This is a genomic window from Paenibacillus sp. MT86 (assembly GCF_058792535.1).
Genome location: NZ_CM179499.1, coordinates 1568206 through 1594557 on the forward strand (window position 1 = coordinate 1568206; position 26352 = coordinate 1594557).

A 26352-nucleotide genomic window follows, 5' to 3' on the forward strand; every position below is an offset into this window, starting at 1 on the left:
ACCGGCTTAGGGAGAAGAAGGCTTCTTTTTAACGCCGGAACTTCCGCCTGATATTCACTTGATATCCCTTGCGAAAAAATCCTTGCCTGAAATGGAACGTTCTGGTATGCTATTGTCCTTCTCTCATTTTCGCCTTGTCTGAAGTGGATGGGTCCGCCATCTAAAATGCTTATCGGAGGTGCTTCATGCTTTATTTCACATTGGCTTCCAAAGCCTATGCCCGCAATTTGCAGTACCGCGGCGCCCACATGGTGCACAATGTCGCCAGTGCGATGTTCGGCTTCATGTATGCCTGTATCTGGCTCGGTCTCGGCGCCGATTACGCGCTCGGAGATTACGGAACGCAGGGAATGGTCGGCTACATCGCCTTTACGCAAGCCGCGCTCTGGGTTTCCAGTTTCGTCACGAATGGCCTCGGCATCCCCCAAGCCGTGCGAACCGGCCATATCTCCCTGGATTTGATGCGCCCCGTTCATTTGTTCAGTCATTTGATGGCCAAGGAATGGGGTCAAATCGCCTACCAATTCGTTTACAAATCAATCCCGATCTACCTGGTGTATTATTTTGCCTTCTCACTGCAGCTGCCTGGAAAAGCAGTCACCTTCCTCTACGTTGCCATTGCGCTCGCAGGCGCCGCCTACTTATCGATTTGCATCAACTATCTCATCGGCGCATCGGCATTATGGACAACGGAATCGTCTTGGTTGTATTGGGGCAACCACGCGATGATCAATCTCCTAGCCGGTTTCTTCATTCCCATCGAATGGCTGCCGGGCTGGCTTCAGGCGATTGCCTGGTGGTCGCCGTATCCGTATCTGCTCTATGTGCCGACCCGGATCTATTTGGGCTTCGATGACGTTTCCCATCTGTGGGGCACGTTGTCATGGTGCGTGCTGCTGACGCTGGCAAGCCTGCTGGCTACCGGATTCCTAAGGCGGAAAGTGGAGGTGCAGGGAGGATGACCGCGAGATCCTGGCTATCCCTGTATGCGCTGCTGATCCGTACGAGCATCAAAAGCCGCATGCAGTACAAATTCAATTTCATCCTGGCTTCGTTTCTTGCCGCATTGATCCAAATTTCCGAGTTTCTCATGGTCGCCATCGTCCTCTACAAGTTTGGAGCCATTCAGGGCTGGTCCATGCATGAAATCGGGTATTTGTTTGCCGTCATGACGCTGTCGAAGACGCTCTACCGGACGTTTGGGGATGAAGTGCATCATCTTGAGAGATATCTGGTCAACGGGGAGCTTGACCAGCTGCTGACCCGTCCCATGCCGGTGCTGCTGGCGCTCATGCCGCAGAAATTCCGGATCATGCTGGGCGAAGTGCTGCAGGGCGGCTTTCTGCTCTGGTGGTCGCTGCATGGCATGATGGCGGCAGGTCAGGTGGGATGGAGCGCGGTGCCGCAATCGCTGTACATTATCGTCACGGGTGCCGTCATCCTGTTCTCGATCGGCCTTGCGACCGCAACCTTCGGTTTTTGGACGACCCGGATCACCGAGCTTCAGAACCTGACGGAGGACGCAGCCCGGACGGCGGCCCAGTATCCGCTCACGCTGTATCCCAAATGGATGTCGTCGATCCTGCTGATCGTGGTCCCGGTCGGTTTGGTCAATTATGTCCCATCGCTATACATACTGCGGGGCGAGCTCGGAGCCTGGGTGCTGCCTGCGTTGGCTGGAGCGGCCCTGTTATGTCTCGGTTTAAGCCTGAGGTTCTGGCAGTTTGGTTTGACGAAATATCAAAGTACAGGGAGCTAAAGGAGGAATGCGTCCATGATTGAAGTGAGCAACATACGCAAGGAGTTCAAAACGCCGGTCGTGAAGGAGGGGCGCTTCTCCGGTCTGCGAACCCTGTTTACGAGAGAATACCGGACGAAGGAAGCCGTGAAGGGGATCAGCTTTCAAGTGGAGCCGGGGGAATTCGTCGGTTACATCGGTCCGAACGGCGCCGGCAAATCCACAACGATCAAAATGCTGACCGGCATTCTCCACCCGACCTCGGGCCACGTATCGATCGGAGGTTTGAATCCGCACAAGGAACGGCGCAGCGTGGTGAACAATCTAGGCGTCGTATTCGGTCAGCGCAGCCAGCTGTGGTGGGACTTGCCGGTGAAGGATTCCTACGATATTTTGGCGAAAATGTACTGCGTGGATCAGGCGGACAAGGAGCGCAGACTCGGACAGTTTGCCGAACTTCTGGATTTACGGGCGTTCTGGGAAACGCCTGTGCGCAAGCTGTCGCTCGGGCAGCGCATGCGCGCAGACCTCGCGGCCGCGATGCTGCATGATCCGGACGTGCTGTTCCTGGATGAGCCGACGATCGGCCTGGACGTGAACGCCAAGCGGAACATCCGCCATTTTCTCAAGCTGGTCAACGAGCAATTCGGCAAGACCATCCTGCTCACGACGCATGACATGGACGATATCGAACAGCTCTGCAATCGCGTAATGGTCATTAACAACGGCGAGCTTTCCTATGATGGAACGGTGAAGTCCCTGCGCGAGACGATCGGGCTGCCTACGGTCATCACCGTGACCTTCCGCGGACCTTTTGTTATCCCTGAGCAGTTTCAGGGGGAAGGCAATCTTTCCGTCCCGATCCGCGTGACAGGTTCTCTGGATAACACCGTCACGATTGAGGTGAACCGCCGCGAGATGAACACGCTTGATATTTTTAAAGAGCTGGGCCGCTGGGGCGAGCTGGATGATATCGATATGGAAGATCCCGATTTTGAAGACGTGATTCATAAGGTATACTGACTAAATCAAGAGAGGGCTTCAAATAGGAGCCCTCGTTTCACTCCAATATGCTAAACTACCAGTATATCCCTCATAAGGAGTCAAACACAGACGATGAGTTTTACTATTTTATACATAGAAGACGATAAGGAGATCGGCGCTTGGTCCAAAGATTTTTTAATCGAACTTGGCTATAAAGTGATCTGGAGGACTTCAGGCCATGATGCTATGGAATCTTTTGAAACGTGCAGCCTGGTCATACTGGACATCATGATCCCAGGATTGGATGGCTATACGATCGGACAGCGGTTCAAGCAGCGCCGTCCGGATGTACCGATCTTAATGCTGACTGCCAGAACGTCAATGGAGGATAAACTGCAAGGGCTGTCCTTTGCCGACGATTACATGACCAAGCCGTTTCATCCCGACGAGCTGGCTGCGCGCATTCAGGTGCTGTTAAGACGTTCTGGTTCAATGGCTTCGGATAACCTCCAGGTGAAGCATTTAAATATTGACCGGAGAACGAACCGTATATTAAATACGGAAACGATGGATGAAATCGTTCTTACGGGCAAGCAATTTCACATTTTCATGTATTTAATCGATCATTTGAATCAAATATTGACCCAAAAGCAAATCTACGAGGCCGTATGGAGGGAACCGTATATTCATGGCGACAAATCGCTTATGGTGCATATTCGCCATTTACGGGAGAAGATCGAGATCGATTCAAGCTCTCCTCAAATTATAGAAACGATCCGGGGGGTCGGATACCGGGTGTGCTCATGAATGTGGGTCGCTCGCTTATTCAGACAAAGGAAATGAACTTGCAATGGGAAGTGAAGTCCATTCTTAGCCGCACCTCAGCTATGGTTTGGGCGGAAATTTAAACGAAACTTAAACTTCGAGTCAACTTAATGCTCTCTTTAGATAGGTATGATGAGCTTGAGGTGATGAAATGAATGAATCAAGAATGAAAAAAGCGGGGGTTGTTGCTTGCATTGCTGCTGTGCTGTATGCCCTTCCCCATTATTGGTGGGGGCTTGGCTTCGGGTTTGCATTCCCCGGGGATTTCCAGGAGACGCCGGATGATTTTTGGTCACATGCGATCGGCTACTGGGGAATGGGAACCATCGCTATGTTGGCTGCCGTCTTCGCGCTTGCTTTCGCCAGGCCTTGGGGGAGACGACTGCCGAAATGGATGTTAGTTGTTCCGGCAACAGCCGGTTCGGTGTTGTTGTCATTATGGGGATTTATCTATTTCGCCCTGCAGTATCTGTTAGCGGTTGGACGCGTTCAGTCGGCCCCGATGCACGCTGCTCAAGATGCAAGCCCCATGGCGGCGTGGGGATACTTCTGGTATGCGCTCTTTCTGGTCTGGGGAATTTCGCTAGGCATTGCTGCATACCATGCCGGAAAAACCCGATGGCGCAAAATGGAAGAGCATTTCACTAAATAATCGGAAGTAATATTTTGGATTGCACATTTTTGGTATCTTTATACAATATAATAGGATACACACCGAAAGAGGAGCCTGCAGGAGGTTCCTCTTTAATTTGGGTGCAAATGGACATAGAGGAAGTATAATATAGAGATAAGGCGAAAGCTGCCCCGGCTCTAATCATAGGAGCCCAAGAAACCCAAGAATAACATCTACATACAAAGGATGAGCCACCATGAAGTTGATGAAGCGGATCTGGTTCCGTATCGGGAACCATTACAGGAAGAAGCGGGATTTTGAGCAAGCCCTTAAATATATGAGAAAAGGCGAAAGCGCCATTACAAGTTTTAATGACAAGCTGCACTATGCGGAACTGCTGCACAACAGCGGCTATTCGGATGAGGCCGTGGCTTATCTGGGACGCGTGATCGAAACGAGCGGCAGCCATCGCGCGTACGAGCGGCGCGCCCATATTCTGCGGGAGCTGAACCGGGAGCGCGAGGCCATCGAGGATTTGGATGAAGCGATTCGATTGAATGCGGACAATTATATGAATTGGTATACCCGGGGCATTGCGCACAAGGATTTGAACCAGTACGACGAGGCGATTCGGGATCTTAAGGAAAGCATCAAGCGGGAGGACGACAGCACGGTAATTTCGACCTACTATGAACTGGGCATGGCTTATTACGAGAGCGGGAATCCGGCGGAAGCGGCGCGCTATTTTCGTTTAAGCATCCAGAAGCCGGAGCGCGCCATTCCGATGTATTACTACATGCTGTCGGTGTCGCTGGATCTGATGGATCATGTGCAGGAAGCCGTGGGCGTCCTGCAGGAGGGAATCCAGCTGGCTGACCGGTATGAAGCGGAAGCGGATGGCGGATATGCGCTGTTCGCGGGAAGCACCAACTACAGCTATGGCGCATTCCAGACGTTTCAGCGGCAAGCGCGCGAGGCGTATTCCTTCCGGAAGCCCATGGCGGATCTGTACGTGCAGCTGGGGGATTTGGGGCAGGCCGAGCACTATCTGTCGGAGGCCATTGAACGGTATCCGGATACGTACGAGCTTTACTTAAAGAGGGCGGAGGTCTTGAACCGGTCCGGCAGCAAAGCTGCGGCCAAAGCCGATTTGGAGTGGGCGATCGAGGCGGAACCGGACGATTACCGCGCTTATTTCGATTTGGCCCGTATCTACCGCGAGGATGCCCGGGAAGAGGAAGCCTTCGAGCTGATTTCGAAGCTGTATGCGAGACAGCCGGATTCTCCGCTGGCTTGCTACTGGATGGCCGACTGCTACTACCGGCTGGGTCGCCAGGAGGAGGCGCTGGCGATCAATGACAAGCTGCTTAAGCTTGAGCATGATGACGCGCCCAATTATGTTCAGCGTGCCGATATTTATATGGAGATGAACGATCTGCCGTCTGCGGAGCAGGCTTTGAAGGAAGCGGCCGCGCTCCAGGACGGGACCGAGATCCGCAACAAGCTCAGCTACGTGCTCTATCTTCAAGGACGCAACGAGGAAGCGCTGCTGGAGCTGCAGGAAGCGGTTAAGCAGGAGGAAGCCTTCTCGGAGCACCCGACGTACCTGGCGGCCAGCGGTCATATTTACAAGGAGATGGGCATGTGGGACCTTGCCATCGATGCGTATTCCCAGGCGATTCAAGCGCATCCGTCCAACCCGCGATTCTATGAATTCCGCGCCGTTTGCTTCGTGGAGACCGGCCAGCTCGAGCGGGGACTGGCGGACTGCGCTCAGGGGCTCAGCTTGAACCCGGGGCAGGGAAGCCTGTACAGCCTGCGAAGCGGAATTTATTATTCGATGGGAGACTACGCGCGCGCGAAGGAGGATACGCTGCAAGTGCTGGAGCTTTCGCCGGGTCACCCCGGGGCATATTTCAGGCTGGGGCAGATTTATTACAAGGATCAGGACGAAGATGCGGCATTGGCTGCATTTGACGAGGTGCTGAAGGTGGTGCCGGAGCATGCCGAAAGCTATCTGTACAAAGCGCATATCTATTACGGCCAGTTTGAGCATGAAGATGCGGTGCAGGCGATCGTGAACTGGAGTTTGCATCTTCAGAAGGAGATGCCGGCTGCGGAGAAAATTCAAGCCATCGAAGGCCTTGAGGGTTTTGAGGAAGGTTTGCTGGATAAGGCGGTTGAACGCTTAACGGGCATGTATGGACATCAGCTTTATTTATCTTGAGAGCATGCACTTTCTGGCAGTGGGCAAGGGGTGTCACATTTTGTCTAAAATTATGGTATGATTCAATTGTTGTTGCAGCATCATGTGCTCGCAGGCGGTATCGCCACGCGGGCTTTCTTCATGTGGCAAGGAGGGGGATTTTAGGATGATCTCGCTGCAAGAGGTCAGTAAAAGCTATGGCAACGGCGCGGACCGTTACCTGGCAATCGATGCCGTCTCTCTCGATATTGAAGAGGGCAGCATACACGGCATCATCGGCGCCAGCGGAGCCGGTAAATCGACGCTGCTGCGCATCATGAACGTACTGGAGAGACCGGACGCCGGCATAGTCTCGGTGAATGGACGGGAGCTGACCGCCCTTGGCGGCAGGGAGCTTCGGGAGGCAAGAAGGTCCATCGGCATGATCTTTCAGCTGTTCCAACTGGTCAGCAACCGGACGGTATGGGGCAACGTGTCCCTGCCGCTTGAGCTGGCAAAGGTACCGAAGTCTGCCCGTGCGGAGCGCGTTCAGGAGGTCCTGCGCTTTGTCGGGCTGGAGGATAAAGCGAAGTCATATCCTGCTCAGCTTAGCGGCGGCCAGAAGCAGCGGGTAGCGATTGCCAGAGCTTTGGCCAATTCGCCGACCGTCTTGCTGTGCGACGAGCCTACGTCTTCCCTGGATCCGCGGACGACGGCGGATATTCTGGATGTGTTAAGACATATTAACCGGACGCTGGGGGTTACGATCGTCATCGTCTCGCACGAAATGGACGTGGTGAACGGCATTTGCGACCATGTGTCCGTGATGGAGGACGGCCGCTTGACCCGAACGTACCGTAATCGCCAACAGGATGGAGAGGTGCCTCGAGGTACCGGAACTCCAACTAACGGTGCTGAAGAAACGGGGGGACTGGGCTTCTATGAATGACATCATTCAATACGTGAACGATTATTTGGCCTATGTCCTCCAGTATCAGCATGAAATATGGCGGGCGATCGGCGAGACGTTCATTATGGTGGGCATTTCGATTGCTGCCGCTATAATACTGGGTCTTCCGGTCGGAACACTGCTATTTCTGTGCCGAAAAGGACAGCAGTATGAGAACCGGCTATTGTTCTCCATTCTGAATGCTCTGGTCAATGTTATACGGTCATTTCCGTTTCTGCTGCTTGTCGTTGCCATGATTCCGGTCACAAGGTGGATTGTCGGTACATCGCTCGGCACGGTGGCCGCTGCCGTGCCGCTATCCGTCGTAGCGGTTGCCTACTACTCCAGATTGGTTGAGCAATCCCTGCTGGAGGTGCCGAAGGAAGTGATGGAGGCCGCCTCTTCCATGGGGGCCTCCACGATCCAGATGATATTCAAGTTCCTGTATGTGGAGGCCAGGTCGGGTCTTGCGCTCGGACTGACAACCTCCACGATCAGTTTTATTTCGTACTCCACGGTCATGGGGATCGTGGGCGGGGGCGGCGTCGGGGATTTCGCGATCCGCTACGGGTACCAGCGATTCGAGGAAGAGATCATGACGTTTACGATCATCATCATGATCATTCTGGTACAATCGATCCAGTTCGGCGGGAACCTGGCTTCCAGGCTGCTGGACAAAAGAAAAGTATAATTGCGGTTTTGAACATGCTTGCACAGATTATTTTTTACCTGGAGGTAACCTAAAATGAATAAGAAATTATCGCTGCTTCTGCTGACCCTCATGCTTGCGCTTGCGGGCTGCGGACAGCAGCCAGCCAAGGACGAAGCCCCGGAGAGCGCGGCGCCCGAAGCGAAAGAAGAAGTGACGCTGAAGGTCGCAACGCTCATTCCGCCGATGACGGAAGTGCTAGAGCTGGTGAAGCCGATGCTGAAGGAAGAAGGCATCAATCTGGACATCCGGATTCTGTCCGATAATGTGCAGCCGAACAATGCGCTTGCCCATAAAGAGGTGGATGCGAATTTCTTCCAGCATGTACCGTACATGGAAGAGTACAATGCGAACAACGGGTCGGAACTGGTTCCGGTCACGCCGATCTATAATGCCGTTTTCGGCGCGTACTCCAAAAAATACAAAACCATCGAAGAGCTTCCGGACGGCGCAACGATAGCGATTCCCAACGATCCTTCCAACATCGGCCGATCCCTGGTGATGTTTGAGAAGAACGGTCTGATCAAGCTGAAGGAAGGCGTCGGCATCCAAGCGACGCAGGCCGACATCGTCGAGAACCCGCATCAATACAAGTTCACCGAGGTGGATCTGCTGATGCTGGCCCGCACCCTCGACGACGTCGATATGGTGGCCATGACGCCGGCCTATGCCAAACCGTTGGGACTGACGCCTAAGAAGGACGCCCTGGTAACCGAGGGCAACGACTCCGATTTCACCATTACGCTGGTGGCCCGCAAGGATAACGTGGATTCCGAGCCGATTCAAAAGCTCGCCCAGGCGATGACCAGCCCCGAAGTGAAGAAATTCTTCGAGGAGAACTATTCCGAGATCGCGCTGCCGGCTTTTGAATAAATCAACGTTTCATTTTGGCCATAGCCTGACCGTTCCCCTGGTTTTCGGGGAGCGGTTATTTTTTTGAGCGCAGGCAAATATGGTATACTCTTGATGGATTTGAGAGGTGCACCTTACATACCATACGTATTGGAGTTGAGAATTTATGAAAAAAGAAGTAATCGACAGACTCATTACCTATGCGCAGATGGATACGCAATCCGACGAGAACAGCCACACTTGCCCTTCTACCCCGGGGCAGCTGACGCTGGGCCGGCTGCTGGTGGACGAGCTGAAGGGCATCGGCATGCAGGAGGTCACCATGGATGAGAACGGCTATGTGATGGCCACGCTTCCGGCTAACACGGATAAACCCGTCCCGACCATCGGCTTTTTGGCACATATCGATACGGCGACCGATTTTACGGGTGCCGGCGTCAAACCGCGGATCGTTGAACAATATGACGGACAAGACATCGTTTTGAATCAAGCGCAGAACGTGATCCTCTCCCCGCGCGATTTTCCGGAGCTGAGCGGTTACAAAGGACATACGCTTGTGACAACGGACGGCACAACGCTGCTGGGCGCCGACGATAAAGCGGGCATTGCAGAGATCATGACGGCGATGAATTACCTGATCCAGCATCCGGAGCTGAAGCACGGCAAAATCCGCGTGGCCTTCACGCCCGACGAAGAGATCGGTCGAGGACCGCATAAATTCGACGTGGAGGCCTTTGGCGCTAAATACGCGTATACGATGGACGGGGGGCCGCTGGGAGAGCTGCAATACGAAAGCTTTAATGCGGCGGCCGCGCTCGTGACTTGCAAAGGCAAGAACGTCCATCCCGGAACGGCCAAGGGAAAAATGGTCAACGCGGCGAAAATCGCCATGGAGCTGAACGGCATGCTCCCTGCGGAAGAAGCGCCTGAACATACCGAGGGGTATGAAGGCTTCTTTCATCTCACTTCCATCGAAGGCGATGTGGAGGTGACCGAGCTTCGTTATATTATCCGCGACCATGACCGGGAGCTGTTCGAAGGCAGGAAAGCCAAGCTGGCTTCCATCGTCGAAGAGCTTCAGGACAAGTATGGAGCCGAGCGGATCGTGCTTCAGATGAAAGACCAATATTACAATATGCGGGAGAAAATCGAGCCGGTCAAAGAAGTGGTCGACATCGCGCAGACCGCGATGGAGAAGCTGGGAATCAAGCCGATCATCGAACCGATCCGCGGGGGGACCGACGGTTCCCAACTGTCGTATATGGGCCTGCCGACACCGAACATTTTTACGGGCGGGGAAAACTATCACGGACGATATGAATACGTGTCCGCCGACAATATGGTACTGGCCGTCCAGACGATTATCGAGATTGTCCAGCTGTATGAGGCGCAGGCATAAGTTAAAAGGCAGTTGTGTTATTTATAGAAGAGCTCCCGGCATTCATGCCGGGAGCTCTTTTCATTTGCAGGATCATGTTTTATTCGAGCTTTTTTCCAGGCTGTACTTATATTCGCTGGGGGTCATGCCTGTCCATTTGCGGAACTGCTTGGAGAAATAGAGAGCGTCGTTGAAACCGACGGAGGAGGCAATTTCATGGATGGAGAAGGACGATCTCATGAGTGCTTTGGCCTTCTCGATGCGTACCTTCATGAGGTACTGCATGGGCGAAAGGCCCATATGCTGTTTGAACATCTTGGACAGATGGGCCCGGTGATAGCCGAGTGCCTTCGCCATCTGATCTATGGACAGCTGCTGGTGATATTGGGTCGAAATCCAGCGCTCCGTCTGTCTCACGCCCCGCTCAATATCCGGCACGTCATTGGAGCTCGACGGAAGAAACTCGCGGTTTAACATCGCCAGCTTATGGAGCAGCAATCGGAGCCACCCGGATGCCTGAAGATCCTCCAGCCAAGGGTGATCCGATTGGTTAAACCCGAGACGCAGATGACGGTACATCTCGGCCAGGGCGTTCAGTTCGGTTTCTTCCGTGCAGCGGATAATCGGCCTGACGGGTGTAACGCCCATATCAGCCAGCAGCAGGTTCGTGCCTTTCTCCTGCAGAGCCACCCAGTTGTAGTGCCAGGGGTTCCGGTCGTCCGCTTCATAGCTGAACAGAACGCCGGGAAGGATCACGAAGGTATCGCCTGCCCGGCAGTGATGCACCGTGCCAGCGCATTCGAACACGCCTTGGCCTGTCAGGACGGTGTGAATAAGGCAGTAATCATGGATGATGGGCCCGATTTTGTGGCGGGGTACGGGCGTGCCTTCGCCGCTGAACAGAATGTTCAGGTCATGACCGCCGGGCGAAGGGTTCATGCCAATCGTGTAAAGGGTATGGTCCGGCAAAATGGACATCTTTTTGGCTCCTCCTTAAACGTGTGCGAAATCGATCGATGAGCGGATATGAGATAGAGTTAGATTACATAATCGCACGACAAATGTCCATATGGCACTTGTTTTGCTCCATATTCAAAAAAGGCCGATTATCTTATAGTTAGTCATGTGAAAGCGTATTAATTTATGGAGTTTAAGGAGGGCATTTATTGATGTCTAAGATTACATTCATCGGAGCAGGAAGTACCGTATTTGCCAAAAACGTCCTGGGTGATTGCATGCAGACGCCGGCTTTGCAGGGGTTTGAACTTGCTTTGTTTGATATTGACCCCGTTCGTTTGAAAGACTCGGAGAACATGCTGAATAACATAAAGAAAACCAGCGGCAGCACCTGTGTCGTAAAATCATACGGCGACCGCAAGGAAGCGCTTCGCGGAGCAAAATACGTCATTAACGCGATTCAGGTTGGAGGCTATGACCCGTGCACGATCACGGACTTCGAGGTTCCGAAGAAATACGGGCTAAGACAGACGATAGCGGACACCGTGGGAATCGGCGGGATATTCCGCAACCTTCGTACCATCCCGGTCATGCTGGATTTCGCGGCTGATATGCGGGAGGTTTGTCCAAACGCCTTGTTCCTCAACTATACGAATCCAATGGCAGTGCTGACCAATGCCATGAACACGCTGGGCGGCGTGCAAACCGTAGGATTGTGCCACAGCGTTCAGGCATGCATCCCGCATCTGTTCGATAATTTGGGAATAGACAAGGAAGGCGTGCAGGCCAAAATCGCCGGCATCAACCATATGGCATGGCTGCTTGAGGTAACGAAGGACGGCGTGGACCTGTATCCGGAAATCAAGAAGCGCGCGGCGGAGAAGCAGAAGGAGAAGCACCATGATATGGTCCGTCTCGAGATGATGCTGAACTTCGGTTACTACATTACCGAATCGTCCGAGCATAACGCCGAATATCATCCGTATTTCATCAAGCGCAACTATCCGGAGCTGATCGAACGCTTTAACATCCCGCTGGATGAATACCCGCGGCGCTGCGTGAACCAAATCGAGGGATGGAAGGCGATGCGCGAGGATTTGGTCAACAACCAGGATCTGAAGCACAACCGTTCCCATGAATATGCCTCCTACATTTTGGAAGCAATCGAGACCAATAAACCGTTCAAAATCGGCGGCAATGTGATGAATACGGGACTGATCACGAACCTTCCGAAGGAAGCCTGCGTCGAGGTTCCGTGTCTGGTCGATGCCAGCGGCGTGACGCCGACCTATGTTGGCGATCTGCCTCCGCAGTGTGCCGCGCTGAACCGCACCAATATCAACACCCAGCTGCTGACGCTGGAAGCCGCGGCAACCGGCAAGAAGGAGCATATCTATCATGCGGCGATGCTGGATCCGCATACGGCAGCCGAATTGTCCATGGATGACATCAAGAGCCTGTGCGACGACTTGATCGAAGCGCACGGAGACTGGCTTCCTAAATACCAGTAAGGAAGAATGGATGAACGAAAGTAACGCAAGGAGCAGGGGATCCTCCCTGCTCCTTGCTTTTTTTTGAAGCGCAATGGATGGGCCGATGTTACACTAAACCTAATGATGACTCGTTTTGCCTGTCACTCTATGTTAATGAAAACTGCTTATGCAGGTATATGGGGGTGCGGTATGAAGCTGAGGCTATTTATGTGCCTGCTGTTCCTGTTTACGGCAGGATGTGCCCGTGATGTAACGGTGTTCGAGTCCGCGGTTTATTCGCTGGAAGACGACAGGATTGCCGTGGACTGCTCCGACGAAGTGAATCGTAACCGGAAGAATCACACGGATGAGGGGTACCACTGTGAGGTGCTGGTCACCGAATCGACTTCCCTGAAGGCAAGTGGAGGAGGAGCTATCACGCTGGATGAGCTAAAGGAAGGCGATCTTATCCGCATCACGTTAAAAAAGCCGTTGAACATAAGCAAGAACAACAGAAGTTTTGAGGCCAAAGAAATTATGCTGCAAGCCCAATAAAAGAGAGACGCTCTTTCGCTGGGAAAGACGTCTCTCTTTTTCGTTAACGGACCTCGTGCGTCATCCCTTACGGGTTCAGTTTCGCGCGCGGGAGCGTGATGAGAAACACGGTTCCCGATCTTGGCGAGCTTCGAACCGAGACGCTTCCGTTCATGGCGCGGATGGCTTGATAGGAGAAGGTGAGCCCAAGCCCGGTCCCGCTCATTTTGGTGGAATAGTAGATCGAACCGAGACGGCTTAGCTGCTCGGGGGTCATGCCGATCCCGTTGTCCTTGATTTCCACGGCCACCTGGTCCGTTTCTTCATAGACGGTAATGTTGACCATGCCGTTGTCGACGTCTTTGCACGCCTCGATCGCATTCTTAATAAAGTTGACCAGCAGCTGCTTGAGCTCTGCGGGACTCCCCGAAATGTAGAGATTCGACTGGGGAGAGTCCGTGCTGAGGGTGACGTTGCTCATATTGGCATATGAAGTCATAAGCTCAACGACGGACTTGATTTGGGCGGTAAGCTCGATTCGCTGCTGAAACGGCAAGTGAGGCTTGCTGATCGAGAGGTATTCGGACAAGATCTGTTCGGTTCGGCGAATTTCCTCCATGCTGATTTCTAGGAATCGTTCGGTCTTTTCCGGAGGGAACGTGCCGCTTTTGATCAATTGCAGGAACCCCAGCACGGTCGTCAGCGGATTGCGGACCTCATGGGCAAGTGAGGCGGCGACATGATTCACGGCTTCGGCTTTTTCATTCTGGATATACCGCAGATAAAGCTCCTTGTCAGATACGGACTTGTTAAACAGGGTCACGAGAAGCCATATCCCGAGCGAGTTATGAACCGGCATGGCTAAAATATTAAAAACAAAGTAATTCATGATGTAGTCGGGCTTGGTTATATAGAGCACCAGGAGCGGAAGGACCGAGAAGCTGATGCCGGCTATAAAAATGATCCATAATTTGTGTTTGCTTCGGTGATACAGGAATGACAGCAGAACGGACAGCGGGAACGTAAAGATCAAGATTATAATGGCGTCGATCGTGCCGGATCCGCCAATGTACAATCTGTAGATTAGAAATTCCACGAGCAGAATTGCCCCTGTCAGGAACCCTCCGAACAGCATGCCGAAGAACATAATGACATACCGTACGTCAAAGATCAGACCGCTTTGGACAGACGAAGCAAAGGTCATGGACAGCAGCATGCACAGCGAACAAATGACAACGATGAAATTACGGGAATAGTTGACAGTCAGTTTTCTGTAATAGATGTTGTATGCAACAAAAGGCATCAATGCAAACAACAGCTGCAGCAAAACATCTTTGATCACAGGCAGTAGGCCCACCCCTTTGAAGAGTATCGGATCGTCCGCTAGATTACCATGTCCATTCAAGTTCGACGTCAAATGGAAAAATCCTTGAGGCTTGAATAAAAATGACAAAAAAAATAATTCGTACTCAGATTGAACCGAGGTACATATAAATCCATCAAGAAAGCGCTTGCAGACAACCGATGTTCGACTCGGATACTCAGCACTTAAGTGAGAACACATTTCCATGAATGGGAGGGTTCACAAGTGAAGCTGAAAACCGTTCTGAGACCCATGTTCATTCTATTGTTGGCCGCGTCTTTTTTTGTCGCGGGGTGCCAAAGCGTAACGCCGCCGCCGACAGCATCAGAAACACCGCCGCCTAATGAAGAAGTTAAGACGCCCGGAGGAAGCGAAGAACCGGCACCGCAGGGCGATGCGAAAGCAACGCCGAGAAACGAAACGCTTTACGTGAACGGCTTGCAATGGGGAGCGCCCACGAATTTCAACCTGCTTAGCGGAAACCCGGCGTTTCCGATCAACTACGGAAATTCGAGGGAACTGGTGTATGAAACGTTGTTTATGGTCAACCAGCTCACAGGCGAGTTAGAGCCGCTGCTTGGGACCAAGTACGAATGGACCGACGATCTCAACTTGCGGATCGAGCTGAACCAGGATGCCAAATGGAGCGACGGCAAGCCGTTCACCTCCGACGATGTCGTCTATACCTACCAGCTTGGCAAAAAGTATGACATCAACTGGAGCAGCTTCTGGACGTACATCGAGGACGTAACGGCAGACGGACCGCAAACGGTGAACATCACACTCAACAAAGACAATCCGAACAAGTTGACGGTGCTCGACAGCATTGAGATCATGCCGATGCTGCCTAAACATGTCTGGGAAGAGGTTGAGAAGAAGGCCAATAACGACCTTGCCACCATTCGGAAGGAAGTCAACGAGGACCCGATCGGAACGGGGCCTTATAAAATGTATTTTTACAATGACCAGAAAATCACGATTATACGGGACGATAACTACTGGGGCCAGGCGCTCTTCGGCAAGCTGCCGGCTCCAAAGTACATCACCCATGTCATCTATAAAGATAATGCCGCGGGCGATCTGGCGTTCAAGAGCGGCCAGGTCGACGTATCGCAGCAGTTTATTCCGCAGGTATGGAAAATGTGGGAAGGCGGGGCTCCGGTCAAAACCTATATCAAAGAGGCACCTTATTATGTGCCGGGCTCCATGCCGTCGATTTTCTTCAACATGACAAAGGAAGGGCTCGACAATGCGGATGTCCGCAGAGCGATTGCCATGGCAATTGACTACGGCAAAATCTCGGAGCTGGCCATCAGCGGCTACTCCGCCCCGATGGAGCCGTCATTGACGCTCAATACGGAGGCCGAAGCGAAATATGTGGACCAGGCGGCCATCAAACCGCTCCAGTGGACAACGGACGTGGAGGCGGCCAATGCGCTGCTCGATTCCATCGGCGCCGCGAAAGGGAAAGACGGCATCCGCGTTCTGAACGGTACCCGACTCGGTCCGTTTGAGATTGAATGTCCGTACGGCTGGTCGGATTGGAATGCGGCGCTTGAGATCGTCGCCCAGAACGCGAAAGCGATCGGCATCGAGATTCGGACCAAATTCCCGGAAGCGCCGGTATGGACCAATGATCTTCAGACCGGCAAGTTCGACATTATCATGAACACGCCTGCGGGCGGAGTCAGCCCGAGCCAGCCGTGGAACCGCGCCATGACCATCATGTACTCCAAAGGCGTTGCGCCAATGGGCGAAATGGCATTCTACAACTGGGGCCGATACAAGAACGATCAGGCGGATGCCATCATCGAGAAGATTCCTACCATTTCGGACGAAGCCGAATTGAAAGCGCTCTACACCGAACTGACCCAAATCTGGTTGAAGGATATCCCGTCGATTCCGCTCATGTATCGTCCATGGGTATTCGATACGGTTAATGAATCGGTCTGGAAGGGCTTCCCGACCGAAGGGGACGGCAGCAACATCCCTCCTCAAATTTCAATGGATGGGGCCGGCATCAAGTCGCTGTATCAGATTCATAACTGAGGTATAACTCAATGAACGAAGACCTGTATTGGTGGATTAGCACCCCTGATATAGGTCTCTTTTCCACCAAATTCGAAGGTGCGATTCATGGGGGTGAGCTGCTTGAGTGTTTACGGAAAATATATCGTCAAGAAGTTCTTCTGGTATTTTCTGACGCTGGTAATCGCCGTTACGCTGAACTTTCTGTTGCCCCGGATGATTGAGGGAAATCCGGTCAGCATGATCGTGTCCGAGATGACGCAGGGGATGACCGACAGCGATACGATCAAGCGGGTCTATGAGACCTTTCTCGTGGAGTTCGGCATCGACAAGCCTTTATGGGAACAATTCTTCATCTATCTGAAAAATTTGGCGACCGGCAACCTGGGCACTTCGTTCGGGCTGTATCCGAAACCGGTCACGGAGATTTTGGCCTCGGCAGTGCCGTGGACGATCGGTCTCCAGCTTCCGGCCATCCTGGTTGGCTGGATCATCGGCAACGTGCTGGGCGCCGTTGCGGCATACCGCAAGGGCGTGTTCGATAAAGTGATTTTTCCGGTGGCTTTATTCGTGAATTCCATTCCGTTCTTCACGCTGGCCATCATCATGCTGTACGTGTTCGCACTGTCCCTGAACTGGTTTCCGCTGCATGGCGGTTACGACTATCAGATGGTGCCGACGCTCAGCTTTGAATTCTTCGCTTCGGTGCTTCGGCATCACACGCTTCCTTTCCTGTCGATCGTGCTGGTGACCATCGGGGGTCAGGCCATCGGCATGCGCGAGATGTCCATCTATGAGCTCAATTCGGATTATGTTCTGTACAGCAAGCTGCTCGGGATACGGGATTCCAAGATCGCGAAATATGTATTCCGGAATGCCATGCTGCCCCAGATAACGGGACTGGCGTTATCCATCGGCACGATGGTAGGCGGCTCTCTGATTTGCGAGATCGTGTTCAGTTATCCGGGGATCGGAACCTGGATGTTCACGGCGATCCGTCAGCTCGATTATCCGTTAATTTCTGGCTGCACCCTCTTGATCGCCCTGGCTGTGCTGCTGGCCAACTTTACGATCGACTTAATCTACGGCTGGATCGATCCGAGAATCAAGGCCGCTCAGATGGAGGATCAATAATATGAACAGTTCCTTTCGCATATTGATCAAATCGCCAAAGTTTATGTTCGGAGCCTGCATGCTGCTGGCCATGATCGGCATGGTGCTGATCTACCCGCTCTTTAACCGCAATGACCCGCTGGAAATGATCGCGCTGGCATATCAACCGCCGGACTCGAAGCTGCTGCTCGGGTCGGATAACTTCGGCAGGGATTTATTTCTTGAATTGATCTACGGCATTCGGACCTCCCTGCAGGTGGGGCTGATTGCCGGCGTATTTGCTACCGTTATCGGCCTTGTGATCGGTTTAGCCTCAGGTTATATCGGAGGCATGATCGATAATCTGCTGACCGCGATCACCAACATTTTCATCGTGATTCCTTCCTTTGTCATCCTGATTTTGATCTCGGTGAGCATCGATTCGCGCAGCTCGTTTGTCACGGCGGTCATCATCGGCATCACCAGCTGGCCCTGGACGGCCAGGGCCGTAAGGGCGCAAACCTCCTCATTGCGAAACCGGGATCACGTGAACATCGCCAAAATTTCCGGGTACAGCACGCCGCGCATCATTGTCTCGGAGATTTTGCCGTACATCGCCTCCTATGTCGTGATGGCTTTCGTGCTGCAGACGGCATCGGGCATTCTCTCCGAGGCTTCCATCTCGATGTTGGGACTCGGCCCTTACAACACGATTTCCCTCGGCATCATCATGAATTGGGCGCTCGTCTTCGAAGCGCCGGTTGCCGGGGCCTGGTGGGCCTTTATCCCGGCGGCGATTTCCATCGCCATCATCACCTTCTCCTTGTACATGATGAACACCGGCATGGATGAAATATTCAATCCGAAGATTAGGAGCTGATGGGGCCTTGAGCACAAATATACTGGAAGTTAACGAATTGAAAACCTTTTACCGTACCCGGCTGAAGGAGCATGTATATGCCGTAGACGGCGTGAGCTTCTCGCTCGAGAAGGGGAAGACGCTTGGCATTGCCGGCGAATCCGGCTGCGGCAAATCGACCCTTGCCCTCAGCCTGATGGGATTCTATTTTCCCCCGCTGCATTTCGGCAGCGGCTCGATTGTCATCAACGGCACGGACATTATGAAGCTCGGCAAGGAACAGCTTCGTTCCCGGGTGTCGGGAAGAGAGATATCGTATATTCCGCAAGCGGCCATGAATGCCCTGAATCCAACGCTCAAAATCATTCGATTCATCGAGGATATCATGAAGGAGCACCGCCCCGAGCTGAACAAGAAGCAGGTGTGGGATATGGCGGCGGAGCGGTTCGAGACCTTGAATTTGTCGACCAAGGTGCTGAACTCCTATCCGAACGAGCTGTCGGGGGGCATGAAGCAGAGAACGGTCATCGCGATTTCCACCATTCTGAATCCGAAAGTGCTGATTGCGGACGAACCGACCTCGGCTCTGGACGTAACCTCGCAGAAAGCGGTTATCAAGCTGCTGAAGAGCCTGCTGGACCGCGGCTTTATCCAATCCCTTGTCTTCATCACGCACGAGCTGCCGCTGCTCTATCATATAACGGATGACATCATCGTCATGTACGCGGGGGTAATCGTGGAGCGGGGAACCGCGGAGCAAATGATATTTGACCCGATCCATCCTTATACGAAAAAGCTGATGGGCTCCATCATCGTGCCCGAGGAGGGCATGAAGGGCCATAAGCTTGCCGCCATTCCGGGGACCCCGCCCAATCTGAAGAACGTGCCGGAGGGCTGCCGGTTCGCCGACCGCTGCTCCTATGTGCAGGATGCCTGCCGGAAGGGCAAGATAACGAGCCGGACCGTGGGGGATCGAATCTATCGGTGCATCGTGGAGCCTGATGTGCTTAAGGAGTGGTATGCGAATGAAGGGGAATGACGTACTGATTCGGGGAGAGCATCTCACGAAGGTGTTCGGTTACGGGAAGCAGAAGACAACCGCCGTGGAGGATGTCAGCTTTACCTTTCATGAAGGCGAAATCATATCGATTGTCGGCGAGAGCGGAAGCGGCAAAACGACGCTGGCAAAAATGATCATGGGCTTGCTGAAAGAGAGCAGCGGGACGATTGAATATATGGGCAAACCGAGACGGCTGAAGCGGCATGGAGACCGCAAGCGCTATTGGAAGAACATTCAGGCGATTTTCCAGGACCCGTTCTCTTCGTTCAACCTGTTCTACAAAGTGGAGAAGCTGCTGCTCGACTGCATTAAGCTGCAGGGAGATAAACTGACGAAGGAGGAGCAATTCCGCAAGATGAAGGAAGCGTGTTCCTTCGTCAATCTAAAATTCGAAGAGCTGCACAATAAATATCCGTTCGAATTGTCCGGCGGGCAGATGCAGCGCCTGATGATCGCCCGGATTTTCATGCTTCATCCGAAGCTGCTTATTGCGGATGAACCGACCTCCATGGTCGATGCGTGCTCGCGGTCCACGATCCTTGACATGCTCTTGAAGCTGCGGAATGAGAATAACATGACGATTATTTTTATAACCCATGACGTAGGGCTTGCTTATTATGTAAGCGATACGCTGTATATTATGGAACAGGGGAAAGTCGTGGAGCGCGGACCGGCGGAAGAGGTTATCCTGAACCCGCAGCATCCGTATACGCAGCAGCTGATATCGGATGTGCCCAAGATCCATTCCGAGTGGGATTTGGCATAAGGCCGTTAGCTATGGAACGCTTATGGAACGCTCGAAGCGAGAAACCGCTTCGAGCTTTTATTTTTGGCAAGAGACAAGGAACGGGAGTATCTCCACAGGTTTACCCTCCTGAACACGCAATAAAACTCCCTTTGATACGTAGTCTGTCATCTTGGCATGTACGTCGATCGACCATTTTCACATAGGGCATGCACTTGCATAGGACCGCTGGCGCTTCGTGTATTTTCGCAGATATGACACTCAGAAACGTGACATAAAATTTCTTAGTCCCTGATCTTCGCATTTGTGAAGGATCTGCCGATAAATGATATGGCTGCCATTGGGTTCGTCCCGCAGCCTGCATTCGGCATAACGCAAAGCCCCTGACGTGGCTTGCGTGTATGCTTCATAAGGAGACTATCAAACATCATGCACAGCTACTTCTTGGGGGCAACCGTTTTGGTGTTGGCCGCCATGACGATTCTTTTCTTGATTATCTTATACAGATGTGGTTATCAGCGGAAGTTAAGCCATCGGGCCTTGGACATGGCCGAGAGCAGGTTCCGCATGCTTGACGATATGCTGCTTACGCTGGATGTCGGGATTTGGTCATACGATGTCGGCACCAGGACCATACGAAATACATCCTTGGCTTTTCATAAAATCACGGGTTATTCGCATCGCGATTTCTCGGACGGGCTCTCCTGGGAAACGATGATTCATCCCGAGGATATGGCGCTGTTCCGAACCTTGGTTGACAAGCTTCGGCAAGGCGAGGCGGTCCATACCGAATACCGCATCCTCCACGCGGAGGGCGACGTACGCTGGGTTCAGGTGAAAATGATTCCGACGATGAATGAGTCCGGGCAAATCGTCCGTACCGATGGCATTGCCATTGACATCACCACCCGATTCCGCATGGAAGAGGCGCTGTATGATATGGCGGAATGCAAGAAGATGGAGCAAGCGCTCAAGGAAAGCATGAACCGGTATCGCCGCCTCGTGGAATTATCGCCTATTGCCATCGCGGTGTGCAAAGAACGCAAGCTGATGTACGTGAATCCCGCCGGACTTCGGATCCTTGGAGCCGCTGGACCCGACAAGATCCTGGGCACCGATCCTTGGGACTGGGTGTTTGATCCCTATGAGGAGTGGGCACGCAAACGGCTTACGCAGCTGATTCGCAGCAGGCGGGTCGTTCCCGAGGAGTTATCCATAAAGCGGGTGGACGGAGAGCGGGTCGATGTCGTGGCGACGGCCCTGTATGACGAGGAATCGGACGCCATTGAAATTTTCTTCGAGGATATTACCGCCCGTAAATCAGCGGAAAGGGCTCTGATGGAGAGCGACCGTATCAACCGCCACATTCTGGATATCGCACCGGTCGCGATGTTCCTGCACTCCGATTTTTCTTACATTTATGCCAATCCCGCTGGCTTATCCTTATTGGGAATTACGGACATCGCGCAATTGGACGGCACCTCCTTCCAGGACGTGATTCCTTCCGACCAGCTCGAGTTCGTGGCGTCTGAGGTTGAACATGTGTACAAAAGCGGGACTACCTCCGAGCTCGCGGGAAATAAGCTGGTCCGGCTGGATGGAATGATCATCGATATCGAGGCCATCACGACGCCGATCCCTTATATAGGCGATAATACGGCGCTTACCATTATTCGGGATGTAACGGAACAGAAGCAGGCCGAACGCGAGCGGATTGCGGCAGAGCGGCTTGTCCGGGAGAGCGAGGACCGGTATTTCAGGCTTCAGATGAGCCTGGATCAATTCTCCTCGGATCTGTTCGGGATGGTGAAGATCAGCGAATTGAACGCCCGGATCGTGCAGGAGATCAGGAAAGTGCTGGGAACGGACCGGGTGAGCCTGATCCGGATCAACCATCACAGCCTGCATATCAAGATTCAAGGCGGCAGCAAAGAGCTGCCGCAAAGGGTGCTTCACGCGATCCATAAATGCGGTCCCGAGCATGTTCCGCTTTGCAAGCTGTTTGAGACGTGCGACGGATATTTCGTCAAGATCGGGGAGATGAACGGTGACAGCAGCATCGTCTGCATCGCAGGCGAGGCCCCGCTGCTCATGATTCAGGCCAAGAAAATATGGCTGGAGACGATTACCCGCTATGCAAGCGTCCTGTACGATAATTTTCGCGTGATTGAGGACTTGACGAGGGAGCTGGAGAAGCTGGGATCCTCACAGCAGATCATGCCCCTTTGGCTGCTGCGGCTGATGCTGCATCTCTCCGAGAATGAGCGGAAGCGACTGTCCCAGGATCTTCACGATGCCGCGCTCCAGGAACAGATTATCTGGTACAGGAAATTGAATCAGATTACATCCGATCTTGATCTGCCGGAACATCTGCGTCCACAGCTGGAGGAGATTGAGCAGGGGCTTTTGGATGTCATTTATCAGATCCGAATCACTTGCAATGAGCTTCGCCCACCGCTGCTGAAGGAAGAGGGGCTGGAACGTTCGCTTGAGGCATTGTTTGAATTCACCCAGCTCCGCACCAATTACTCCATACAGTTCGACTGCTCGAACTTCGTTGATGATATCAGTGACGACCATTTGATCGGGTTGTACAGGATCGTTCAGGAGCTGCTGGCGAATGCCACGAAGCATTCCAATGCGACGGAGGTAAAGCTTCGTTTGTCCACCCAGTCGGATGAGGTCAATCTGAGTTATGAAGATAACGGAGTCGGAATCGATCCCAGCCAAAAGCCGGATCAATTCAACAGTATGGGAATCGGCGGCATGAAGGAAAGGGTGAGAAGCATGAACGGCAAAATCCAGTTCGACTCATCGGATAGCGGGGGGCTGGCTGTCTATATATCGATAACGGCAAAGTAAGCATGGATGCCGGCAAAGCAGCAAACAAGATACCAGACTAAAGGAGTCATGAGGGTTATGAAGATCGATATTTTATTGGTGGATGACCATCCCTCGGTGATGGAGGGAACCAAGGTGCTGCTCGAACAGGAAAAGGATATGTTCGTCAAGCTTGCAAATACGCCGGAGCGCGCGCTGGAGCTGGTCAATGCGGAGAGCTTTGACGTGATGCTGATCGATATGCATATGCCGGGTATGAACGGAATCGATTTGGCCAAGCAGATCCTCCGGATCGCCCCGAACGCGGTGATGCTGATCTATACGGGCTTTGAAGTCAGCAATCATTTTAACCTGATCATGGAGGCGGGACTGGCTGGTTTTGTCTCGAAAACGTCAGGCAAAGAGCAGCTGGTGACGGCTGTTCGATGTGCGCTGCGAGGCGAAGTGGTTCTTCCGTTGACACTTGTGAAGCAGCTCCGCCGCGTGACCGCGAGTGGCCCGGAACGGACGACGGGTGCGCCGGCAGCCCAGTCTATAACCGATAAAGAATACAGCATTCTTAAGGAGATCGCTCGAGGAAAGAGCAACAAGGAAATTGCGGGGACGGTTATTATGAGCCAGCGTTCACTGGAGTACTGCTTAACCAACCTGTTTCAAAAGTTGAATGTGAAGTCGCGCATAGAGGCTGCGCTGAAAGCGAAGCAAATGGGGATTCTGTCGGATTCCGATTTTGTTCAGATGAGCTGATAACTCGGTCTTTTTTCTATAAGTTCAGACGATATCCAAAGCATGTTTCGACATGACTCCGATTCATTTCGCAAAGATTCGACAATAAACCGCAAGGTATCCCGCAAAATTCTTGCGTGAGCACGCAAGAGAATTTCGGTTACGAACGGTAAGCAAGTGTATATGCTTATCTTACTGGATGGATATAGTCTGTAAGTAGGAAGGGTGGTAACTTGCGGCATGACAAAGGACCTATTTGAATATGGCGCCGATGATCTCTTGTCACGGGAAGAGATTGAGGAAGTTTTGGCGCAGCTTGAAGAAGAGTGGAATGAATTTAACAGCCGGAAGAAGCGAGGGTGACTCATAATGAAACGATGGAAATCTCTGTTTGCGATGAAACTTCAAAGTCGCATGCTGCTTATAATTTTGGGAGCAATCACGATATTTTTAGGCAGTATGATGACCTATATCAGCATGACGACAACGGAAGAAGCTCTGGATTCGGCCAAGACGCTTGCAGTGACAACGAGTGAGAAGATCGGCGCGCTGGTTCAGGCCGAGCTTGACGATGTCATGAACTCTGCACGTACTTTGGCCGTAAGCTTCGTTGGCATGAAAGAGACCGATACAACGAATCGTCAAGCCGTTAATGAAATTTTGAGAAGAAACCTGGAGGATAATCCGTCCTGGAAAGGAATCTGGACGTTATGGGAGCCGGATGCTTTTGACGGCCGGGACAACGATTACCGAAACAAACTCGGCAGCGACCATTCGGGCCGCATGATGTCCTACTGGGCAAGGACAGAAGCGGGTCTGGAACGTACGATTATAGAGGATTACGATCAGGAGGGGGAAGGCGACTTCTATCTTCTGGCGAAGAACAGCGGCAAAGAGATCATTATGGATCCGTACGAGTTCAAAGTAGGCAACGAGGATGTCATGATGACGTCGCTCGTCGTGCCGATTATCGATAACGGCAAGACCGTCGGCGTAGTGGGCGTCGATATATCCCTCGCACATCTGCAAAGCGTCATGGAGCAATTCCGGTTATTTGATACGGGGTATGCGCATATTTATTCGAATACCGGCGTGATCGTAACGTCGCCGGAGGACGGATTGATGGGACAGAAGCTGGAAGAAGCATATCCTGGCAAGACGGTTCCCCTCATACTGGATGCCATTCGGGAAGGGGATGTCTATACCGAGGAAGACTCCGCGCTGTACAAGCTGTATACGCCGATTAAGACCGGAATGACCGAAACGCCATGGTCGGCCGCCATCATTATCCCGATGGATGAGATTACGGCGAATTCGGATGCCTTGATCATCTCCATCATAGCGGCAGGCGTGATCACTTTGGCGGCCTTGGCGGTCATCGTGATCCTGTTAACGAGATCCATCGTGAAACCGCTGGGCGTTTCCGTAGCGATCGGCGAGTCCATGTCCAAGGGAGACTTCACGCAGGAGGTTCCCGCGGATTATCTTCGCAGGGCGGATGAGATCGGAACGTTGTCCCGGGTGTTCGCCCAGCTGCTGGAGAGCATGAGGGAAATGATCGGCAAAGTGAATATGAATGCATCCTCGGTTGCCGCCGCTTCGCAGCAGCTGTCGGCCGGTGCCGAGGAGCTTGCGGTGGGCAGCAGCAGCCAAGCTGAATCCGTGCAAACGGTCAGCGAATTGTTCCAGGAATGGTCTAATGCCATCAATTCCGTTGCGAGCGATGCATCGGCAGCGTCCGAGCTCGTGAACCAGACTTCCGGGATTGCAGCGGAAGGCAGCGGAATCGTCCAGCGGTCGGTGGAAGGCATGAATCGGATACGCGAGCATGTTGCCAAGCTTGAGACAGACTCCCAGCGGATCGGCGAAATCATCGAGGTAATCGACGATATCGCCAAGCAGACCAATCTGCTTGCGCTCAACGCCACGATCGAGGCTGCACGTGCAGGGGATCAAGGGAGAGGGTTCGCCGTGGTGGCGGATGAGGTGCGTAAACTTGCCGAACGAAGCGGAGGAGCCACGAAGCAGATTGCCGACATTATCAAAGGCATGCAGAAGAATACGGCCGATAGCGTGGAGGCGGTGCATCAGGGCGTCATCCATACGGAAAAAGCCGGGGAAGCCTTTGCCCATATTACAAGCATGGTGAATGAGTCGGCAGGCAAAGTCATGGATATTGCCGCCGCCAGCGAGGAGCAGGCGGCCCAGGCTGTAGAGGTGGCGACGGCTATCGAGACGATCTCTTCTTCCACGGAGGAAACGGCGGCTACAAGCGAGGAATCGGCTGCAACGGCACAATCGCTTGCCGAGCTTGCCGAAGAGTTGAACCATACCGTCTCCGCTTTCAAAATCTCGTAGCACCACTGCCATAATGATGATAAGCTTGGCCTAAGGGCCAGGCTTTTTTATATGCGCGTACCGTGGTCACCGAGTTCTGTAAGT

At 52.9% G+C, this 26352-nt stretch carries 23 protein-coding genes; 21 read left to right on the forward strand and 2 right to left on the reverse strand.

The genetic code is table 11. The annotated features are described in order from the left end of the window. Positions 1 to 185 precede the first annotated feature (185 nt). From AC3RCL_RS06680 to pepT, 10 genes are all read left to right on the forward strand, one after another. A complete protein-coding gene (locus AC3RCL_RS06680) occupies positions 186 to 962 on the forward strand; it encodes an ABC transporter permease (RefSeq protein WP_036662442.1) in 777 nt (258 codons plus the stop codon). Further along, positions 959 to 1759: an ABC transporter permease gene (locus AC3RCL_RS06685; RefSeq protein WP_192569432.1), complete on the forward strand. Its 801-nt coding sequence runs from the start codon at positions 959 to 961 to the stop codon at positions 1757 to 1759. The genes AC3RCL_RS06680 and AC3RCL_RS06685 overlap by 4 nt, the downstream gene beginning before the upstream one ends. Before the next feature lie 15 nt (positions 1760 to 1774). Then, entirely contained in the window at positions 1775 to 2761 is a 987-nt protein-coding gene (locus AC3RCL_RS06690) for an ABC transporter ATP-binding protein (protein WP_492534994.1), read from the forward strand. A gap of 93 nt (positions 2762 to 2854) precedes the next feature. Then, positions 2855 to 3529, forward strand: a complete 675-nt coding sequence (locus AC3RCL_RS06695) for a response regulator transcription factor (RefSeq protein WP_192569430.1) — start codon at positions 2855 to 2857, stop codon at positions 3527 to 3529. 169 nt (positions 3530 to 3698) lie between these two features. Then, positions 3699 to 4199, forward strand: coding sequence for a DUF3995 domain-containing protein (locus AC3RCL_RS06700; RefSeq protein ID WP_340964583.1), 501 nt, complete (start codon positions 3699 to 3701; stop codon positions 4197 to 4199). 217 nt (positions 4200 to 4416) lie between these two features. Then, positions 4417 to 6387, forward strand: a complete 1971-nt coding sequence (locus AC3RCL_RS06705) for a tetratricopeptide repeat protein (RefSeq protein ID WP_096775264.1) — start codon at positions 4417 to 4419, stop codon at positions 6385 to 6387. Positions 6388 to 6532: 145 nt separating this feature from the next. Continuing rightward, the gene (locus tag AC3RCL_RS06710) at positions 6533 to 7294 is read left to right on the forward strand and encodes a methionine ABC transporter ATP-binding protein (protein WP_096775265.1); all 762 of its coding nucleotides are present in this window, start codon (positions 6533 to 6535) and stop codon (positions 7292 to 7294) included. After that, entirely contained in the window at positions 7287 to 7985 is a 699-nt protein-coding gene (locus tag AC3RCL_RS06715; protein ID WP_015733860.1) for a methionine ABC transporter permease, read from the forward strand. Before AC3RCL_RS06710 ends, AC3RCL_RS06715 begins: the two co-directional genes overlap by 8 nt. 54 nt (positions 7986 to 8039) lie before the next feature. Beyond that, positions 8040 to 8876: a MetQ/NlpA family ABC transporter substrate-binding protein gene (locus AC3RCL_RS06720; RefSeq protein WP_096775266.1), complete on the forward strand. Its 837-nt coding sequence runs from the start codon at positions 8040 to 8042 to the stop codon at positions 8874 to 8876. 145 nt (positions 8877 to 9021) lie between these two features. Continuing rightward, positions 9022 to 10254, forward strand: coding sequence for a peptidase T (gene pepT, locus AC3RCL_RS06725; protein ID WP_213580483.1), 1233 nt, complete (start codon positions 9022 to 9024; stop codon positions 10252 to 10254). A gap of 72 nt (positions 10255 to 10326) precedes the next feature. Here the strand turns inward: pepT and AC3RCL_RS06730 are convergent, their stop codons facing one another. Next, on the reverse strand, positions 10327 to 11211 hold the full coding sequence (locus AC3RCL_RS06730; protein WP_492534997.1) for a helix-turn-helix transcriptional regulator: 885 nt from the start codon (positions 11209 to 11211) through the stop codon (positions 10327 to 10329). Between the two features lie 191 nt (positions 11212 to 11402). Here AC3RCL_RS06730 and AC3RCL_RS06735 point away from each other — a divergent pair, with 191 nt between their 5' ends. Both AC3RCL_RS06735 and AC3RCL_RS06740 read left to right on the forward strand, forming a co-directional pair. Beyond that, a complete protein-coding gene (locus AC3RCL_RS06735) occupies positions 11403 to 12701 on the forward strand; it encodes an alpha-glucosidase/alpha-galactosidase (protein ID WP_096775269.1) in 1299 nt (432 codons plus the stop codon). Positions 12702 to 12872: 171 nt separating this feature from the next. Then, on the forward strand, positions 12873 to 13217 hold the full coding sequence (locus tag AC3RCL_RS06740) for a hypothetical protein (RefSeq protein WP_192569423.1): 345 nt from the start codon (positions 12873 to 12875) through the stop codon (positions 13215 to 13217). 67 nt (positions 13218 to 13284) lie between these two features. Here AC3RCL_RS06740 and AC3RCL_RS06745 read toward each other — a convergent pair whose 3' ends face one another. Then, positions 13285 to 14538 carry an ATP-binding protein gene (locus AC3RCL_RS06745; protein WP_492534998.1) on the reverse strand — a complete coding sequence of 418 codons (1254 nt, stop codon included), beginning with the start codon at positions 14536 to 14538 and terminating at the stop codon, positions 13285 to 13287. Between the two features lie 246 nt (positions 14539 to 14784). Between AC3RCL_RS06745 and AC3RCL_RS06750 the strand changes: the two genes are divergently transcribed. The 9 genes from AC3RCL_RS06750 to AC3RCL_RS06790 all read left to right on the forward strand — a co-directional run bounded on the left by AC3RCL_RS06750 (position 14785) and on the right by AC3RCL_RS06790 (position 26268). After that, positions 14785 to 16608, forward strand: coding sequence for an ABC transporter substrate-binding protein (locus tag AC3RCL_RS06750; RefSeq protein WP_145038723.1), 1824 nt, complete (start codon positions 14785 to 14787; stop codon positions 16606 to 16608). A gap of 102 nt (positions 16609 to 16710) precedes the next feature. Then, the gene (locus AC3RCL_RS06755; protein WP_085981266.1) at positions 16711 to 17721 is read left to right on the forward strand and encodes an ABC transporter permease; all 1011 of its coding nucleotides are present in this window, start codon (positions 16711 to 16713) and stop codon (positions 17719 to 17721) included. A 1-nt stretch (position 17722) separates the two neighbouring features. Further along, entirely contained in the window at positions 17723 to 18559 is an 837-nt protein-coding gene (locus AC3RCL_RS06760) for an ABC transporter permease (protein WP_009591588.1), read from the forward strand. Between the two features lie 7 nt (positions 18560 to 18566). Further along, on the forward strand, positions 18567 to 19577 hold the full coding sequence (locus AC3RCL_RS06765; RefSeq protein WP_492535000.1) for an ABC transporter ATP-binding protein: 1011 nt from the start codon (positions 18567 to 18569) through the stop codon (positions 19575 to 19577). Continuing rightward, entirely contained in the window at positions 19564 to 20364 is an 801-nt protein-coding gene (locus tag AC3RCL_RS06770) for an ABC transporter ATP-binding protein (protein ID WP_492535001.1), read from the forward strand. The genes AC3RCL_RS06765 and AC3RCL_RS06770 overlap by 14 nt, the downstream gene beginning before the upstream one ends. Before the next feature lie 408 nt (positions 20365 to 20772). Continuing rightward, positions 20773 to 23205: a sensor histidine kinase gene (locus AC3RCL_RS06775; protein WP_492535003.1), complete on the forward strand. Its 2433-nt coding sequence runs from the start codon at positions 20773 to 20775 to the stop codon at positions 23203 to 23205. Positions 23206 to 23262: 57 nt separating this feature from the next. Next, entirely contained in the window at positions 23263 to 23931 is a 669-nt protein-coding gene (locus AC3RCL_RS06780) for a response regulator transcription factor (protein WP_492535004.1), read from the forward strand. Between the two features lie 219 nt (positions 23932 to 24150). Next, positions 24151 to 24273, forward strand: coding sequence for a hypothetical protein (locus AC3RCL_RS06785; protein WP_260871434.1), 123 nt, complete (start codon positions 24151 to 24153; stop codon positions 24271 to 24273). A 6-nt stretch (positions 24274 to 24279) separates the two neighbouring features. Further along, the gene (locus AC3RCL_RS06790; protein WP_492535005.1) at positions 24280 to 26268 is read left to right on the forward strand and encodes a methyl-accepting chemotaxis protein; all 1989 of its coding nucleotides are present in this window, start codon (positions 24280 to 24282) and stop codon (positions 26266 to 26268) included. Positions 26269 to 26352 lie beyond the last annotated feature (84 nt).

Excerpts from the sequence above, each read along its gene's own strand:
- AC3RCL_RS06680 (WP_036662442.1), top strand. The coding sequence starts at position 186 with ATGCTTTATTTCACATTGGCTTCCAAAGCCTATGCCCGCAATTTGCAG.
- AC3RCL_RS06685 (WP_192569432.1), top strand. The coding sequence starts at position 959 with ATGACCGCGAGATCCTGGCTATCCCTGTATGCGCTGCTGATCCGTACG.
- AC3RCL_RS06690 (WP_492534994.1), top strand. The coding sequence starts at position 1,775 with ATGATTGAAGTGAGCAACATACGCAAGGAGTTCAAAACGCCGGTCGTG.
- AC3RCL_RS06695 (WP_192569430.1), top strand. The coding sequence starts at position 2,855 with ATGAGTTTTACTATTTTATACATAGAAGACGATAAGGAGATCGGCGCT.
- AC3RCL_RS06700 (WP_340964583.1), top strand. The coding sequence starts at position 3,699 with ATGAATGAATCAAGAATGAAAAAAGCGGGGGTTGTTGCTTGCATTGCT.
- AC3RCL_RS06705 (WP_096775264.1), top strand. The coding sequence starts at position 4,417 with ATGAAGTTGATGAAGCGGATCTGGTTCCGTATCGGGAACCATTACAGG.
- AC3RCL_RS06710 (WP_096775265.1), top strand. The coding sequence starts at position 6,533 with ATGATCTCGCTGCAAGAGGTCAGTAAAAGCTATGGCAACGGCGCGGAC.
- AC3RCL_RS06715 (WP_015733860.1), top strand. The coding sequence starts at position 7,287 with ATGAATGACATCATTCAATACGTGAACGATTATTTGGCCTATGTCCTC.
- AC3RCL_RS06720 (WP_096775266.1), top strand. The coding sequence starts at position 8,040 with ATGAATAAGAAATTATCGCTGCTTCTGCTGACCCTCATGCTTGCGCTT.
- pepT (WP_213580483.1), top strand. The coding sequence starts at position 9,022 with ATGAAAAAAGAAGTAATCGACAGACTCATTACCTATGCGCAGATGGAT.
- AC3RCL_RS06730 (WP_492534997.1), bottom strand. The coding sequence starts at position 11,211 with ATGTCCATTTTGCCGGACCATACCCTTTACACGATTGGCATGAACCCT.
- AC3RCL_RS06735 (WP_096775269.1), top strand. The coding sequence starts at position 11,403 with ATGTCTAAGATTACATTCATCGGAGCAGGAAGTACCGTATTTGCCAAA.
- AC3RCL_RS06740 (WP_192569423.1), top strand. The coding sequence starts at position 12,873 with ATGAAGCTGAGGCTATTTATGTGCCTGCTGTTCCTGTTTACGGCAGGA.
- AC3RCL_RS06760 (WP_009591588.1), top strand. The coding sequence starts at position 17,723 with ATGAACAGTTCCTTTCGCATATTGATCAAATCGCCAAAGTTTATGTTC.
- AC3RCL_RS06770 (WP_492535001.1), top strand. The coding sequence starts at position 19,564 with ATGAAGGGGAATGACGTACTGATTCGGGGAGAGCATCTCACGAAGGTG.
- AC3RCL_RS06775 (WP_492535003.1), top strand. The coding sequence starts at position 20,773 with ATGCACAGCTACTTCTTGGGGGCAACCGTTTTGGTGTTGGCCGCCATG.
- AC3RCL_RS06780 (WP_492535004.1), top strand. The coding sequence starts at position 23,263 with ATGAAGATCGATATTTTATTGGTGGATGACCATCCCTCGGTGATGGAG.
- AC3RCL_RS06785 (WP_260871434.1), top strand. The coding sequence starts at position 24,151 with ATGACAAAGGACCTATTTGAATATGGCGCCGATGATCTCTTGTCACGG.
- AC3RCL_RS06790 (WP_492535005.1), top strand. The coding sequence starts at position 24,280 with ATGAAACGATGGAAATCTCTGTTTGCGATGAAACTTCAAAGTCGCATG.